Origin of the sequence: Vibrio albus, assembly GCF_003144035.1 — a bacterium.
Classification (GTDB): domain Bacteria; phylum Pseudomonadota; class Gammaproteobacteria; order Enterobacterales; family Vibrionaceae; genus Vibrio; species Vibrio albus.
The window spans coordinates 482,386-498,276 of sequence record NZ_QFWT01000003.1 but is presented as its reverse complement, the minus strand read 5'-3'; the positions used below and the strand labels follow the sequence as shown (position 1 = coordinate 498,276).

The following is a 15,891-nucleotide window of genomic DNA, read 5'->3' as shown; positions in this document are numbered from 1 at the left end:
ACAACGTAGCCAACAGCGATGTGCAGTACCTGGGTGACGGCGACACCAAACAGGAAGTGTTTACCGTGGCAACGGAAGACGGTACCGAACACGACATCACCATCACCATTACCGGCGTGAATGACGGCGCGGTGGTCTCCGGCGACGACAGCGGTGCGGTGACCGAAGACGCCAGCGATCCGACCCTGACCGACAGTGGCATTCTGACGGTTACCGATGCGGACGAAGGAGAGGCGGTCTTTGTACCGGCCAGCGTAAGTGCCAGTGCGGGCGCGTTAGGCTCCTTAACCATCGATGCGGCCGGTAACTGGGTCTACAACGTAGCCAACAGCGATGTGCAGTACCTGGGTGACGGCGACACCAAACAGGAAGTGTTTACTGTTGAAACCGCTGAAGGAACAGAACATGACATCACTATCACCATTACCGGTGTGAATGACGGCGCGGTGGTCTCTGGTGATGACAGCGGTGCAGTGACCGAAGATGCCAGCGATCCTACGCTGACTGACAGTGGTATTCTGACGGTTACTGATGCGGACGAAGGTGAGGCGGTCTTTGTACCGGCCAGCGTAAGTGCCAGTGCGGGCGCGTTAGGCTCCTTAACCATTGATGCGGCCGGTAACTGGGTTTACAACGTGGCCAACAGCGATGTGCAGTACCTGGGTGACGGCGACACCAAACAGGAAGTGTTTACCGTGGCAACGGAAGACGGCACCGAACACGACATCACCATCACCATTACCGGTGTGAATGACGGCGCGGTGGTCTCCGGTGATGACAGCGGTGCGGTCACCGAAGATGCCAGCGATCCGACCCTGACCGACAGTGGCATTCTGACGGTTACCGATGCGGACGAAGGAGAGGCGGTCTTTGTACCGGCCAGCGTAAGTGCCAGTGCGGGCGCGTTAGGCTCCTTAACCATTGATGCGGCCGGTAACTGGGTTTACAACGTGGCCAACAGCGATGTGCAGTACCTGGGTGACGGCGACACCAAACAGGAAGTGTTTACCGTGGCAACGGAAGACGGCACCGAACACGACATCACTATCACCATTACCGGCGTGAATGACGGCGCGGTGGTCTCCGGTGATGACAGCGGTGCGGTGACCGAAGACGCCAGCGATCCGACCCTGACCGACAGTGGCATTCTGACGGTTACCGATGCGGACGAAGGAGAGGCGGTCTTTGTACCGGCCAGCGTAAGTGCCAGTGCGGGCGCGTTAGGCTCCTTAACCATCGATGCGGCCGGTAACTGGGTCTACAACGTAGCCAACAGCGATGTGCAGTACCTGGGTGACGGCGACACCAAACAGGAAGTCTTTACTGTTGAAACCGCTGAAGGAACAGAACATGACATCACTATCACCATTACCGGTGTGAATGACGGCGCGGTGGTCTCTGGTGATGACAGCGGTGCGGTGACCGAAGACGCCAGCGATCCTACGTTGACTGACAGTGGTATTCTGACGGTTACTGATGCGGACGAAGGTGAGGCGGTCTTTGTACCGGCTAGCGTAAGTGCCAGTGCGGGCGCGTTAGGCTCCTTAACCATCGATGCGGCCGGTAACTGGGTCTACAACGTAGCCAACAGCGATGTGCAGTACCTGGGTGACGGCGACACCAAACAGGAAGTGTTTACTGTTGAAACCGCTGAAGGAACAGAACATGACATCACTATCACCATTACCGGTGTGAATGACGGCGCGGTGGTCTCTGGTGATGACAGCGGTGCAGTGACCGAAGATGCCAGTGATCCGACCCTTACCGACAGTGGCATTCTGACGGTTACCGATGCGGACGAAGGAGAGGCGGTCTTTGTACCGGGTAGTGTTGTTGCCAGTGTTGGGGCTCTGGGTTCATTAACCATTGATGCGGCCGGTAACTGGGTTTACAACGTGGCCAACAGCGATGTGCAGTATCTGGGTGACGGCGACACCAAACAGGAAGTGTTTACTGTTGAAACCGCTGAAGGAACAGAACATGACATCACTATCACCATTACCGGTGTGAATGATCTTCCAGTTGTTTCCAGTAATACGATTACTGTCTTTGAAGATAGTGATGATACTAACCTTGGATTAACAGCACCAACAGATGTAGACGATAGTGTATTGACTATTGAAGTGACAGGACTACCGACATTAGGTACGGTTACTTACGCAAACGGCGATCCCGTTCAAAGTGGTGACATCCTGACTGAGGAACAGCTTCTTGGTTTGGAATACGACGCACCATATGACTATGATCCTGTTGCTGATGGTGATGTCGGAGATTTCACTTATTCTGTATCCGATGGAACAGGTACAGTATCGGGCAGTGTAGATATCACTGTGGTGCCATTTGATATCCAGGCTACTGGTGATGTCAGGGATATTATCCAAATTGATACTACTGATCCTGATAATCCTGTGCTTGCATGGAAAACTATTCCTGGTAGTGCAGATACTGAACAGGACATCCCTTACGATGCTGATGGTGCAAACATCAATACCTATGGAGGAGGTGATTTCGTTTCTACTGGTGCTGGTGACGATACCATCTTCCTTGGCGATGCATCAAAAGCCAACAAAACGGAAGGTGATGAGCAAGCATTGATCAATGATATTGAAAAATTTATCGATGCAACAGATGCTGAAATGCAATACATGGATACCACTTCTGATTCGAAAGTTGTTGATGAGTACACCAATAACGCCTTTACTGACGTCGCGTTCAGCGGAGACGGAGAGGATACCGTTTATGGACAAGGAGGGGTGGACTTAATCTACGGTGGATTAGGAAATGATAGCCTGTATGGTGGTGATGCCACCGACGTACTTCGAGGAGGTCCTGGCGATGATTACCTTGACGGCGGAGCGGGTAATGATTATCTGATCGGTGGTGAAGGCAACGATATTCTTGTTGGCGGAGAGGGTATCGACACCTTTATCTGGAAAGCTGAAGACCTTGATGGCTCAACCGATACCATTAAAGATTTCAGTATTGCTGATGGTGATAAAATCGATCTTTCCGATATTCTGTCTGATATGTCTGACACCGAAGTGGATAGTTACCTGAATTCACTCTCTGTCACCGAGTCAGCTAATGGACTGGATTCTGAGCTGATTATCGAACATGGTGGTGAAAGCGTAACCATTGTTTTTGAAGGTTATGCTGATGATATGACTACGCAATTAACAGACTACTTGTTACAGAACAATGGCATTGTGACAGACTAGTCTTTATATGCGGTGTATAAAAAAGGGCTCCTTTACCGGAGCCCTGATTTTTAGTTCAGGAATACTACAGCACCTTACACGCAAACCCTTTCAGGTAAAAACCTTCCGGATAAGCCGTATCAACCGGGTGGTCTGCTGCCTGTTCAAAACGCTCGATAAACTTGACTGAACGATTAGCATCCAGAGCCGCATCTGAAAGAATTTTCTGGAATAGGCTCTGTTCCATCAGACCTGAGCAGGAGTAGGTTAAGAGTGTGCCGCCCGGCTTAAGGATCTGCATGGCCAGCATATTAATATCTTTGTAGCCACGGCATGCGCCATTAAGCTGTGCTTTCGACTCGGCAAACTTAGGTGGATCCATAATAACCACATCGAATTTAGTACCCTGATCGCGATATTCACGCAGCAGTTTAAATACATCGGCATTCAGAAACACAGCACGCTTTTTGGAGATATCAAAGCCGTTGATTTCTGCATTATGTTTCGCCGTATCCAGAGCGGGCTGTGAGACATCGGCATTGATGACTCGTTTTGCTCCGCCCTTAAGTGCGTATAAGCCAAAGCCTCCGGTATAGGAGAAACAGTTCAGCACTTCTTTATCTTTGACGTATTTAACAGACTGTTGACGACTGTCTCGCTGGTCAAGATAGAAGCCGGTCTTATGCCCGCCTTTGATATCAACACTGATTTTTACGCCGTTTTCTTCAATGATGACAGACTCTGGCGGCTCTTCACCGTGGAGTACCCCCATTGTTTCTTTAAGGCCTTCTTTTTTACGTACAGAAACATCCGAACGTTCATAGATATTGCTGTTCGGGAAACATTCAAGCAGGGCCTCGACCAAAACTTGTTTCTGACACTCAGCACCGGCGCTCAGTAGCTGACACACCAAAAAGTTCTGGTATCGGTCAATGGTAATGCCGGGAAGCCCGTCAGATTCTGCGGCAATCAGTCGGTACCCAGTGACGCCGTCACGTTCAATAATCTCTTCTCTTAGCAACTGAGCCTGTTGAATACGTTTAACAAAGAAGTCTTTGTTGATCTCTTCTTTTTCAAAACTCCATACACGGGCACGGATCTGAGAACTAGGGGAATAGGCCGCTTTCGCCAACCATTGACCGTTCTGTGCGAAGACATCGACGGTTTCGCCAGATTGAGGAGAGCCTTCAATCCGCTCTACGCCTCTGGAAAAGATCCAAGGGTGCTTTCGTCTTAGTGACTTATCTCTGCCTTTCGCCAGATAAATGGACGCTGTCATGGTGTGTTGCCTGCTTTGATCTAAAAGGGGCGGTATTGTCGCGAAAAAACGGGCGGGTAGTCAATAAATTATCCCGGGCTTTTACGCTAAACTGTATATAACTACCTATAAAATACAGAGATAAACAGGAGCCTGAATTATGACTCAGAAGTGTATGAGGTTTATTGTAAAAGGTGTGGTTCAGGGCGTTGGGTTTCGTTATCACACGTGTCACGAAGGTCTGAAAAGAGGGTTAACAGGGTACGCTAAAAACCTGTACAACGGGGACGTCGAAGTGATCGCATGCGGAAGCACTGATAAAGTGGATTCACTGCATGAATGGCTGAAAGAGGGACCGAGGAGTGCGACGGTGACTCAGCTAATTTCTGAACCGGCAGAGGTGAAGAGTTATCGGAGTTTTGAGATTCTGTATTAGGAGCGGATTAAATTCCGCTCCTGCAACCTTACAAACATTTGGCTGGCTTTGGTAGTCCGGCCAGTTTGGTTGCTTGCTTGGCTGGCCCTTTCTTAAATAGCTTAAACAGGTACTTACTATTACCTTTTTCGGGGCCGTGTTCTTTTTCAACCGCTTTTACCAGCATTCTGACGGCAGGGGAAGTGTTAAACTCCTGATAAAAGTCACGCACGAAATGGATAATCTCCAGGTGATCATCAGTCAGTTCAATGCCTTCCTGCTGTGCCAGGATTTCGATCATTCCTTCTTCCCAGTCATCGACATTTAGAAGGTAACCTTCTGAATCAGTTTCTATTTGTTTTCCTTGGTATTTAAACATGGGTTTTCTTATCGGTTGTTTGCTCTGTTATTAAGCGTATATCAGCTTCTACAAATAAAAAAGCCCGGAAGTTAATTCCGGGCTTAGGAAATTTATTAAGTGCTGAATTAGTCGTCGTTCATCACGCCAAGGATGCTTAACAGGCTAATAAACAGGTTGTAGATAGAGACATACAGCGTAATGGTGGCTGAAATGTAGTTGGTTTCACCACCACGCACGATCTGTTGTGTCGTCAGCAGGATAGCACCTGTAGAGAACAGGATGAACATTCCGCTCATGGCCAGGTACAGAGCAGGCATCTGCAGGAAGATGTTTGCAACCATAGCGACCAGAATAACCACGAAACCGGCCATCATAATACCGTTTAGGAAGGAAAGGTCTCGTTTCGTTGTCAGTGCGTAGGTTGATGCCCCAAGGAAAGCCAGAGCAGTACCGCCGAGCGCAGTCATTACCACATCACCCATGCCGGCACCAATGTACATGCTAAGGATAGGACCAATGGTGTAACCTAAGAAACCGGTGAATAGGAAGGTAAATACCAGACCCATACTGTTGTTACGGTTTTTCTCAACCAGAAACAGCAGGCCGTAAAAACCAACCAGCATAATGATTAAACCCGGGCGAGGCAGATTCATCGCCATGGAGAAGCCGGCAACTACTGCAGACCAGAGTAGTGTCATTGACAGCAGGAAATAGGTATTACGCAGGACTTTGTTTGTCTGCATCACACCTTGTTGGGTAGTGGTACGGGATACCATTGGACTATTCATAATCTTCCTCACAAAAGTGACTTTCTAATTTAGGTTATATATTGGCGTGAAAGTTCAGAATTTCAACCCCTAACTTCACCATTTGCTATATCAATTCTAATAAAATTAATAAGTTTACTGCGAGTAAAGGTGTAACAGAATGTGTCAGCACGGAAGGGCGAGAATATCTTCTGACGACTGGAAAAGTAAAAGGGTTAAGCCGAAGCTTAACCCTTTGGTCGTATAGTGAAATAAGATCACCAATTTAGTGACTTAGGATCTGACTCAGGAAGTTCTGGGTGCGATCGGATTGCGGGTTTTCGAAGAAATCAACGGGGTTGTTTTCTTCAATAATTTCACCGGCATCCATAAAGATAACTCGATCCGCTACTTCTTTCGCAAAGCCCATTTCGTGAGTAACACAAAGCATAGTCATGCCTTCTTCGGCCAGTTCAACCATTACGTCCAGTACTTCACGAACCATTTCTGGGTCAAGCGCCGATGTTGGTTCATCAAACAACATAATGTTTGGGTTCATGCATAGTGAACGGGCAATCGCTACACGTTGCTGCTGACCACCAGAAAGTTGTCCTGGGTACTTGTGGGCCTGATGCGGGATCTTAACCCGCTCCAGGTATTTCATCGCAATTTCTTCTGCTTCCTCTTTAGGCATTTTCTTCACCCAGATTGGTGCCAGCGTACAGTTATCCAGTACAGACAGGTGAGGGAACAGATTAAAGTGCTGGAAGCACATACCAACTTCATGACGAACCGCTTCGATGTTCTTCAGATCTTCTGTTAATTCGGTACCACCGACAATAATCTTCCCTTGTTGGTGTTCTTCAAGACGGTTAATACAGCGGATCATTGTGGATTTACCTGAGCCAGAAGGGCCACAGATTACAATTTTCTCGCCTTTTTTAACTTTAAGGTTAATGTCTTTCAGTACGTGAAACTCGCCGTACCATTTGTTCATGTGTTTGATTTTGATTACATAATCATCTTGTGGTTGCTGCGTCATAATACGTCCTCGAATTCTTTATTTAACTTATCGTTTGTGACCGGTATGAAGTTTGTTCTCAAGCCAGATCGAATATCTCGACATGCCAAAGCAGAACACCCAGAACACTAACGCGACAAATACATAACTCTCTGTTGCAAACCCAAGCCATTCAGGGTCGGTGTTTGCTGATTGACCGATACCAAGCACATCGAACATACCGATGATCAGTACCAGACTGGTATCTTTGAATAACTCAATAAAAGTATTCACAATCGAAGGAATGGAAATTTTCAGTGATTGAGGAAGAATAACCAACCCCATTTTTTTCCAGTAACTTAAGCCCAGAGCATCAGCTGCTTCATACTGACCTTTCGGAATCGCTTGCAGACCACCCCGAACGACTTCCGCCATATAAGCCGATGCGAACATCACCACACCAATAAGAGCGCGAACGAGTTTGTCGGTTTCTGACCCTTCAGAAAGGAACAGTGGCAGCATAACGGAAGCCATAAACAGAACGGTAATAAGTGGTACGCCACGCCAGACTTCGATATACACCGTACTGATAGAACGAATAACCGGCATATCCGAACGGCGACCAAGTGCCAGAACAATACCGATAGGCAGAGAAACCACAATACCAACCAGTGCAATAACCAGAGTGACCAACAGGCCACCCCAAAGGTGGGTTTCAACCGTTTCCAGGCCAAATACGCCACCGTATAGCAAAGTCGCAATTATTAACGGGTAAATAGTGATGGTAAATAATGCTATCCAGGTACGCTTAGGTGTTTTTTCATACGCTAGCAGGGCGATAAGAATGGCTAGTGTTGCGTAGAAAAAGCGGGGACGCCACAGCTCTGCATCTGGGTAAAAGCCGTACATGAATTGTTCCCAGCGTACGCTGATAAATACCCAGCAAGCACCGTCTTTACTACAGGCATCGGCGGTTGTGCCAATCCAGTCGGCATTTAGGATGCCCCATTCACCGACCGCAAGAATGATAGATACCGCTATGTAACCAAGTACAAAAGTTAGAATGGTGTTTAGCGGGCTGTTAAATAAGTTTTTTCTTATCCAGCCAACAAGCCCAACAGTATTTGCTGGTGGTGGCAGATCTTCCTGAAATTGATGTACTTTCATTTATCTTTCCTCTTAACGTTCCACCAGAGAAACTTTTTTGTTGTAAATGTTCATAAAGGCTGAGGTGATTAGGCTCAATGCCAGATAAACCGCCATGGTCATCGCGATGATTTCGATAGCCTGACCTGTCTGGTTTAGCGTTGTTCCCGCAAACACGGAAACCAGATCCGGATAACCGATGGCCATCGCCAGAGACGAGTTCTTTGTCAGGTTAAGGAACTGACTGGTCAGAGGCGGAATAATGACACGCATAGCCTGAGGAATGATGATTAACTTTAATGTCTTGCCGGTTGGCAGACCCAGTGACATGGCTGCTTCGGTCTGACCATGGTTGACGGAGTTAATGCCAGAACGAACAATCTCCGCAATAAACGAAGCTGTATAGATGCTTAGCGCCAGCAGTAGGGCAATCAGCTCTGGTATGACAGTAACGCCACCACGGAAGTTGAATCCTTTCAATACCGGGAGGTCGGCAGAAACAGGCATACCGCTGAACAGGAAAACCAGTCCGGGAAGGCCTACGATTAAGCCCAGTGCAATACGGAAAGTCGGTGTCTGTTCACCGGTTCTTTCCTGTTTGTCTTTAGCCCAAAAGTGAACAATAACGGCAAACACCATACCTAAGATAAGTGTTCCAAGAAACAGCTCACTACCCGGCTCAAAAACCGGAGCTGGAAAATACAGGCCGCGAACGTTTACGAATATAGCCTCTCCCAGACTAAGGCTCTGTCTTGGTGAAGGTAACACCTGAAGTACCGCAAAATACCAAAAGAAGATTTGCAAAAGTAGTGGGATACTTCGGAAAATTTCGATGTATACAGCCGCAAAACGATTGACAATCCAGTTTGATGAAAGTCTTGCTATACCAATTGTGAATCCAAGCATCGATGCGAATATAATTCCCAGAAAAGAGACCAGAGCTGTATTCAGCAGGCCTACCAGGAACGTTCTTCCGTAGGAAAAAGTCTCATCATAGTCAATGAGAGACATGGATATACCGAAGCCTGCTTCCTGTGAAAGGAAATCAAAACCAGTGGCAATACCGCGGGCATCCAGATTGTTTAGTGCGTTCGAAATAATGGCATAAAAGAAGTAGACCAGTCCTAGTATGGCTATAAGCTGGAAAGCAATAGAACGGAAAGTCGGGTTGTACAAGAAATTTGTACTTTTACTTTCTGTCATTGATTCGCTGTCAGCAATACCTAGCTGATTAGTAGTTATTATATTTGTTGGTTTCATACAGCGATAACCTCTAAATTTATTGAAAAAAGGGTGATTGGAACCACCCTTCAGGAGACAAACAATTTCAGAAATTAACGAATTGGTGGAGCATACATAAAGCCACCTGCATTCCACAGAGCGTTTACGCCACGGGCAATCTTAAGAGGTGAGCCGGAGCCAACCTGAGATTCGAAGACTTCACCGTAGTTACCCACCTGCTTAACAACGTTGTAACCCCAGTTGTCATCAAGACCCAGTGCTTTACCTTTTGGACCGTCAACACCCAGAATACGTCGTACGTTTGGATCTTTTGACTTCAGCATGTCATCCGCATTTTTCGATGTGACACCGTACTCTTCAGCGTTAACCATTGCGAACAGTGTCCACTTAGCAACGTTGAACCACGCATCGTCACCCTGACGGACAACCGGTCCCAGAGGTTCTTTAGAAATGATTTCAGGTAAAACAGCGGCTGACGATGGATCTTTCAGGTTAAGGCGCAGCGCATAGAGTTGAGACTGATCTGAAGTCAGTACATCGCATCGACCAGAGTCAAAACCAGCAGCTGTCTGTGCAGAAGTGTCGAAAACAACAGGTTTGAAAGACATGCCGTGGTTACGGAAGTAATCGGCAAGGTTCAGTTCTGTTGTTGTACCTGACTGGATACAAACCGATGCACCATCCAGCTCTTTCACGCTTGTTACACCCAGATCTTTCGATACCATAAAGCCTTGTCCGTCGTAGTAGTTAACACCTACGAAGTTCAGACCAAGAGCCGTATCTCGTTGCAGAGTCCAGGTTGTGTTACGAGCCAGAACATCAATCTCACCGGACTGAAGGGCTGTGAAACGTTCTTTTGCCGTAAGAGGTACAAATTTTACTTTAGATTTGTCACCGAATACTGCAGCTGCTACGGCTTCACAATAGGCAACATCCAGACCTTCCCATTCACCTTTTTCGTTAGGGTTAGAGAAACCGGCCAGACCTGTAGTAACACCACATGATAGGTATCCCTGTGATTTTACCTTATCCAAAGTAGAGTCTGCTGCTGCGGCGTTGCCTGACATTAATGCAGCAGAAGCTGCTATAACAGAAGCAATAATAGTGAGTTTGTTTTTCATCTGCATCCTTCCTGTAGTTGTAGTTGAACCAGTTATGACTGGTTCGCCGTTCCTATAGTAATATTTTAGTTGCCGGCCCCAGAGGCCGGAACCGACTTCTTTTCTTTTATCAAAAAATATAATGTGTTGTGTAATGCATTGATTTATAGGAGTAATGCTCGTTCCCTTGTACTCCCTACATGATTTAGAATGACGAATTACATATAAAGAGTAAATAGTGCAATGTTGCACTGAAATGGGGATTAAGAGTGTGGTGCCAGCATGAAATTCTGTTTGAATCAATATTCTGGTTTTGCGTTCAGGTCTGAAATATATGACTGGGTTTTTGGGTAAAAAAACACAGAAAAAGTTTTAAGAGGCAACTTAACAGAAGTGGGATGCACAATTTTGGGGATACGTGCCAAAGTAAAGTAATAAGACTAAAATAAATAGTATTAAATTAATAACTAATTGTTATTCATATTATTTTTTGTTTGGTTTGTGTGATCCGAAAGACAGTTCTTTTTGTTTTATGTCAGTAAATGGCTTCACATATGGTAAATGCGCCTGCATATAGCAGGCGCATTTGTAGGATATTAATCTGCATTGACGCTAGCATCATGTACTGCTGAAGAGAGCATATCTAACATATCAAGTGTGTCTTCCCAACTAAGGCATGGATCAGTGATGGATTTGCCATAGATAAGGTTAGTCACATCTGTCATTGGCTGGTTGCCTTCGACGATAAAGCTTTCGGCCATTACACCAGCAATATGCTGACTGCCATTACGAATTTGCTCGCAAATACTGTCGGCAACTTTTAACTGCTTCTTATGCTGCTTCTGGCAGTTGGCATGACTAAAGTCAACAATGAGACGTTGTGGCAGGTTGACCTCAGAAAGAGCTTCGCACGCGCTCTGTACTGATTGCTGATCATAGTTAGGTCCATTATCTCCACCACGAAGAATAATATGGCCGTATGGATTACCACTGGTGCGGTAAACCGTCATGCGGCCCGTTTTATCCGGAGAATAAAAATAGTGCGAGGATTTAGCGGCCCGTATGGCGTCAATAGCAATCTTTATGTTTCCGTTGGTGCCATTTTTAAATCCGACAGGGCAGGAAAGGGCAGAAGCCATTTCCCGGTGTATCTGTGATTCTGTGGTACGTGCCCCAATGGCTCCCCAGCTAATAAGATCCGCAATATACTGGCCGGTAATCATATCCAGAAATTCAGTTGCCGTTGGCAGTCCCAGCTTATTAATTTCAAGAAGCAGGCTACGGGCTTTTGCTAATCCGGCTTCTAACGCGTAACTAGCGTCCAGATTGGGATCGGTTATCAGGCCTTTCCACCCAACAACAGTTCGTGGTTTTTCAAAGTAAGTTCTCATTACGATAAAAAGTTCTTCTTTATACTTATTCTGAACCACGTTTAGTCGGCGCGCGTAATCGAGCGCGGCTTCGGTGTCGTGAACAGAGCAAGGACCCACAATCACTAATAATCGTTTATCTTGACCTGTGAGAATGGATTCAATCTGTTTACGAGAGTGTGAAATTTTATCTGCTACTTTATCCGTGACCGGGTATTGGGTACTCAGCTCGGCAGGAGTTGGCATAGGGCCAAGTGGCTGAGTTCGAAGTTCATCTGTTTTTAATGGCATGACGTCGCCTATAGAAGTAGTGTTAGTATAAAATCATCCAGATAGTAGAATTTGTATAAAAACCATGTGGATAACATGTAAGATAGCGAAAATAGACAAGTATATAAACCAGATGATGCGTTTACTTTATCTTCAGTAGCGCGTTAATATGCTCACTTTGTGATTATTTATTCATTTTTTTTAAATAATTATCAAATTTAGCTTGAGTTAATCTGATTTGAATTGTATGTTCAGTTAAAACAAAAAAAGTTTATAACCGGAGTCGTAATGAGTAATGCAACACAGGGACAGAGTTTCTCTGAACTTAATATCGTAAACGTACTGCCTGCTTATACTCAGAGTAATCAGTCGGATCAGCTGTACGTATCAATGGCTGACCTGATAAAGGAGAATGTGTGTTATCACCCGTCAGTAGACGTTTCTCAGCTCTCAGAGGCAGAGAGAAATAAACTGGATTCTATTTTAAATGGTGTCTCCGTTGAAGAACACTTCGTCAATACCCTGTATACCGCCATTAAAGAGGCTGTTACTGAGCAGCATAAAGTGGTTCGGGTATGTCTGAGCAATATAGATAGTTATGCATTCGGCGCTCTTCTGGGTGGAGAAGTTGAAGAAGCTGAAATTAACCCTCTGATGGGGAAAAGAGGTGTCGTGCGATTTGCTTCAGATGCTTATAGCAAAGCTTTTGCTATGGAATGTGAAGTGATCAAATCGTTACGCGCGGATGGTATTAATGTAGAGCTAGTAGTGCCTTTTGTCCGGGCTCTGAAAGATGCAGCTACCATTATCGATCGCCTTGCTGAGCAGGGATTACCTAGGGGTTTGAATGGTTTCAAACTGCTGTATTCCTGTGATGTTCCTTCATCGGTATTGCTTGCTGATAAGCTGCTTCATTATTTTGACGGGGCTGTGATTAATCTGGATCATCTGGCTCAGTTTACTTTAGGTGTTGATAAGTCTAATGAAGCTCTGACTCACAGCTTTGATATGCAGAATGATGCAGTTATCGACTTAATGAAAATGATGGCGAAAACCATTAATAAAGTGGGTAAACCTTATTTGGTCGTGTGTCCGGTTCTTGAGCAGTATCCACTACTGCAGGCAGCGTTACTTGAACTGGACAATGTTCAGGTTGCAGTGACGGCGTAACATGAACTTGGATTATCAAAGGTAATTTCACCGAGCATTACCTGTTGAGATCGCGTATAATGCGCTTAGGGAGAGGAGATAGCAGAACGCTGTCTCCTTTTTGTTTCTGAAAATTAAGAGTTGAGATAATAGATGATTAACATTGGCCAGATAAACTCACTGGAAGTGATGAAAGTTGAAAACTTCGGTTTGTTCCTGGATGCGGAGGATTATGGCTCGGTACTGCTTCCTGGTCGTCATGCCCCTGATGATGTGGAATTAGGCCAGAAGCTGGATGTTTTTCTCTATTTTGACTCTGATAACCAACTTTCAGCGACAACAGAGAAACCTATAGCTCAGGTTGGTGAATGGGGACTGATGAAGATTGAAGGGATCAATCAGACCGGGGCATTCGCCAGTTGGGGGATAAAGGAAAAAGATCTGCTTATTCCATTTAGTGAGCAAAGAACACGTTTCAGAGCGGGTCAGCAGGTGCTGGTATACGTCTATACAGATAAAGCGTCTGGCCGGATTGTAGGTACCACAAAATTCAACAAGCTACTGGATAAGGTCCCTGCCAACTACAAGCGTAACGAACAGGTTGATCTGATTATCGCTGAACGTAGTGATTTGGGCTATAAAGCCATTGTCAACGGCACACACTGGGGTATGATTTTCAGCTCCGATGTATTTGGTAAATTGTTTATCGGTAAGCGTCTGAAAGGGTATATCAAAGATATCCGCGAAGACGGGAAGATAAACCTTTCTTTACAGAAAGTGGGTGTAGCCAAAATGGATGACCTGAGTAGTAAGATCATGGATACCCTGGAAAAGAAAGGTGGCTTTCTGCCGTTGAATGATAAGTCTTCACCGGAAGCTATTTTTAATGTATTCAGAGCCAGTAAAGGTACTTTTAAGAAGTCGATTGGTGGCTTATATAAGCAGGGTAAAATTACCATCGATGCTGACGGTATTCGATTAAGTGAGTAAAAAAAAGCCCGAAACCTTTAGGATGTCGGGCCTAGGGGAACGGCTCAATAGAGCCTGCGCTAATCAATCTTGGCTGTAATTACTTCAAGTTTAGTACAGGCTCAGGGCTTTGCCAGTATGGGCTGGCGTTAAATAAGCCCTTTTTAAACAGCGTTTAGCTTATGCGTTATGAATAGCTTGAGATTAGAACAGGTTACCGTCTCGAACCAGTTCGCGGGGTAATCCATTCTTAATCCGGTTTCCTACCCATTTTCCGATCCCTATCACATCTTTATTTAGCGTTACGATCAATTCGCCTTTTCCAGATAAACCATCAGGGCGAATATCCCGGCCCATAAACCATTCTCTGGCGTCTTCTATGGATAGTTCAACACAGATAGATTCCTCGCCAGTGGCCAGAGCCATTACGGCTTCATGTTGCCATCGGTAGCCTTTTTTATGGGCTTCCGCCAGCTTGATACCCATGCGGTCAAAACGTATCTGACCGATCATCGGCTCCAAAGTACCAGGGAAAAGCCACACTTCGTTATCGCGTTGCCACAGAACACCTGAATCTGGAAGTATGATATCCAGGGTGTTCTTTAACTCTTTAGCGACAATGTCACTGTTTTTGTGTGAGACTTTTTCAAAAGGAAACTTACCCAAACGTTTCTTTACTTGTGGAGGGGTAGCCGATGTGTTTTTACGCAATCTTGCTACAAAGAAGCCTTCGCTGTCGAAAATTTGCGGATAAATATGCAGAAAGCCTTCTTCAGTAACGGCGTTATCGGCACCATCGAAAAGGCTACCCAAAGGTTCAAACGTGACCTTGTCACCAAAAGTATTTTTAAGGTGGTGACAAACCTGCTGATTTTCCTCCAGGTTCAGAGTACAGGTTGAATACACCAGTACCCCTCCTGGTTTCAGAGCATGGAACGCGCTCTCGATCAGGTCTTTTTGTGTACTAGCAATATCCAGTACCGATTCCCGACTCCAGTTATTCATTGCATCAGGGTCTTTACGAATAGTACCCTCACCAGAGCAAGGCGCATCAAGAAGAATGGCATCAAACTGCTCGGGGAGCCAGCCGCCAAACACTCGTCCATCAAAGTTGGTCAGAGCGACATTTCTTACACCGCAGCGTTGAATATTAGAATACAGCCCTTTAATTCGGCTAGCAGAGAATTCATTAGCAACCAGTGCACCTTCGTTCTGCATCGCTGCGGCTATTTGAGTGGTTTTTGACCCCGGAGCCGCTGCAACGTCCAGCACTGTATTCAGCGTATCTTCCTGCTCAAAAAGGAGAGCAGAGACCGGCATCATAGAGCTGGCTTCCTGTATATAAAACAACCCGGCCATGTGCTCTGCGGTATTGCCCAACGGAGTGGTATCTTCTGTGTCTCTTTCGATCCAGAATCCGGTTTCGCACCAAGGTACTGGTGTTAATGTCCATCCTTTTTTGCTGGCACGAGACAGAAAATCCTGTACCGATATTTTCAGGGTGTTAACACGAATGCTACGACGAAGAGGGCGTTGGCATGCAGCGATAAATTCTTCCATATCCAGGTGAGCTGGCATGATAGATTCAATTTGCTGCAGGAAAGCGTCTGGTAATTTGATATTAGGGTGCACAGTAATTATCCGGATAAGCTGGCTAATAAACAGGGC

General features: G+C 45.9%; 13 protein-coding genes. 4 read left to right on the top strand and 9 right to left on the bottom strand.

Going from position 1 to position 15,891, the window contains the following annotated elements; genetic code table 11:
* The coding region (locus DI392_RS08365; RefSeq protein ID WP_146194529.1) for a VCBS domain-containing protein at window positions 1–3,218 on the top strand (3,218 nt) is incomplete at its 5' end.
* Between the two features lie 64 nt (window positions 3,219–3,282).
* Here the strand turns inward: DI392_RS08365 and DI392_RS08360 are convergent.
* Window positions 3,283–4,476: a class I SAM-dependent methyltransferase gene (locus tag DI392_RS08360; protein ID WP_109319441.1), complete on the bottom strand. Its 1,194-nt coding sequence runs from the start codon at window positions 4,474–4,476 to the stop codon at window positions 3,283–3,285.
* A 139-nt stretch (window positions 4,477–4,615) separates the two neighbouring features.
* Between DI392_RS08360 and yccX the strand changes: the two genes are divergently transcribed.
* On the top strand, window positions 4,616–4,891 hold the full coding sequence (yccX, locus tag DI392_RS08355; protein ID WP_109319440.1) for an acylphosphatase: 276 nt from the start codon (window positions 4,616–4,618) through the stop codon (window positions 4,889–4,891).
* Window positions 4,892–4,919: 28 nt separating this feature from the next.
* On the opposite strand, the gene DI392_RS08350 is transcribed toward yccX, so the two are convergent.
* From DI392_RS08350 to DI392_RS08320, 7 genes are all read right to left on the bottom strand, one after another.
* Window positions 4,920–5,249 carry a TusE/DsrC/DsvC family sulfur relay protein gene (locus DI392_RS08350; protein WP_109319439.1) on the bottom strand — a complete coding sequence of 110 codons (330 nt, stop codon included), beginning with the start codon at window positions 5,247–5,249 and terminating at the stop codon, window positions 4,920–4,922.
* 107 nt (window positions 5,250–5,356) lie between these two features.
* Window positions 5,357–6,019 (bottom strand): Bax inhibitor-1/YccA family protein, encoded by a 663-nt coding sequence (locus tag DI392_RS08345; RefSeq protein ID WP_109319438.1) that lies wholly within the window; start codon window positions 6,017–6,019, stop codon window positions 5,357–5,359.
* A gap of 244 nt (window positions 6,020–6,263) precedes the next feature.
* Window positions 6,264–7,019: an amino acid ABC transporter ATP-binding protein gene (locus DI392_RS08340; RefSeq protein WP_109319437.1), complete on the bottom strand. Its 756-nt coding sequence runs from the start codon at window positions 7,017–7,019 to the stop codon at window positions 6,264–6,266.
* Window positions 7,020–7,046: 27 nt separating this feature from the next.
* The gene (locus DI392_RS08335; protein WP_109319436.1) at window positions 7,047–8,144 is read right to left on the bottom strand and encodes an amino acid ABC transporter permease; all 1,098 of its coding nucleotides are present in this window, start codon (window positions 8,142–8,144) and stop codon (window positions 7,047–7,049) included.
* Between the two features lie 12 nt (window positions 8,145–8,156).
* On the bottom strand, window positions 8,157–9,383 hold the full coding sequence (locus DI392_RS08330) for an amino acid ABC transporter permease (protein WP_425445684.1): 1,227 nt from the start codon (window positions 9,381–9,383) through the stop codon (window positions 8,157–8,159).
* A 74-nt stretch (window positions 9,384–9,457) separates the two neighbouring features.
* Window positions 9,458–10,486, bottom strand: a complete 1,029-nt coding sequence (locus tag DI392_RS08325; RefSeq protein ID WP_109319435.1) for an amino acid ABC transporter substrate-binding protein — start codon at window positions 10,484–10,486, stop codon at window positions 9,458–9,460.
* Window positions 10,487–11,061: 575 nt separating this feature from the next.
* Window positions 11,062–12,126 carry a 3-deoxy-7-phosphoheptulonate synthase gene (locus DI392_RS08320; RefSeq protein WP_109319434.1) on the bottom strand — a complete coding sequence of 355 codons (1,065 nt, stop codon included), beginning with the start codon at window positions 12,124–12,126 and terminating at the stop codon, window positions 11,062–11,064.
* 267 nt (window positions 12,127–12,393) lie between these two features.
* Here DI392_RS08320 and DI392_RS08315 point away from each other — a divergent pair, with 267 nt between their 5' ends.
* Window positions 12,394–13,275 carry a putative PEP-binding protein gene (locus DI392_RS08315; RefSeq protein WP_109319433.1) on the top strand — a complete coding sequence of 294 codons (882 nt, stop codon included), beginning with the start codon at window positions 12,394–12,396 and terminating at the stop codon, window positions 13,273–13,275.
* Window positions 13,276–13,407: 132 nt separating this feature from the next.
* Window positions 13,408–14,244, top strand: coding sequence for a CvfB family protein (locus DI392_RS08310; RefSeq protein ID WP_109319432.1), 837 nt, complete (start codon window positions 13,408–13,410; stop codon window positions 14,242–14,244).
* A 183-nt stretch (window positions 14,245–14,427) separates the two neighbouring features.
* On the opposite strand, the gene rsmF is transcribed toward DI392_RS08310, so the two are convergent.
* Window positions 14,428–15,855: a 16S rRNA (cytosine(1407)-C(5))-methyltransferase RsmF gene (rsmF, locus tag DI392_RS08305; RefSeq protein WP_109319431.1), complete on the bottom strand. Its 1,428-nt coding sequence runs from the start codon at window positions 15,853–15,855 to the stop codon at window positions 14,428–14,430.
* Window positions 15,856–15,891: the final 36 nt, after the last annotated feature.

Bases quoted from the DNA above. Each gene is read 5' to 3' on its own strand.
- DI392_RS08360 (WP_109319441.1), bottom strand. From the start codon at position 4,476: ATGACAGCGTCCATTTATCTGGCGAAAGGCAGAGATAAGTCACTAAGA.
- yccX (WP_109319440.1), top strand. From the start codon at position 4,616: ATGACTCAGAAGTGTATGAGGTTTATTGTAAAAGGTGTGGTTCAGGGC.
- DI392_RS08350 (WP_109319439.1), bottom strand. From the start codon at position 5,249: ATGTTTAAATACCAAGGAAAACAAATAGAAACTGATTCAGAAGGTTAC.
- DI392_RS08345 (WP_109319438.1), bottom strand. From the start codon at position 6,019: ATGAATAGTCCAATGGTATCCCGTACCACTACCCAACAAGGTGTGATG.
- DI392_RS08340 (WP_109319437.1), bottom strand. From the start codon at position 7,019: ATGACGCAGCAACCACAAGATGATTATGTAATCAAAATCAAACACATG.
- DI392_RS08335 (WP_109319436.1), bottom strand. From the start codon at position 8,144: ATGAAAGTACATCAATTTCAGGAAGATCTGCCACCACCAGCAAATACT.
- DI392_RS08330 (WP_425445684.1), bottom strand. From the start codon at position 9,383: ATGAAACCAACAAATATAATAACTACTAATCAGCTAGGTATTGCTGAC.
- DI392_RS08325 (WP_109319435.1), bottom strand. From the start codon at position 10,486: ATGAAAAACAAACTCACTATTATTGCTTCTGTTATAGCAGCTTCTGCT.
- DI392_RS08320 (WP_109319434.1), bottom strand. From the start codon at position 12,126: ATGCCATTAAAAACAGATGAACTTCGAACTCAGCCACTTGGCCCTATG.
- DI392_RS08315 (WP_109319433.1), top strand. From the start codon at position 12,394: ATGAGTAATGCAACACAGGGACAGAGTTTCTCTGAACTTAATATCGTA.
- DI392_RS08310 (WP_109319432.1), top strand. From the start codon at position 13,408: ATGATTAACATTGGCCAGATAAACTCACTGGAAGTGATGAAAGTTGAA.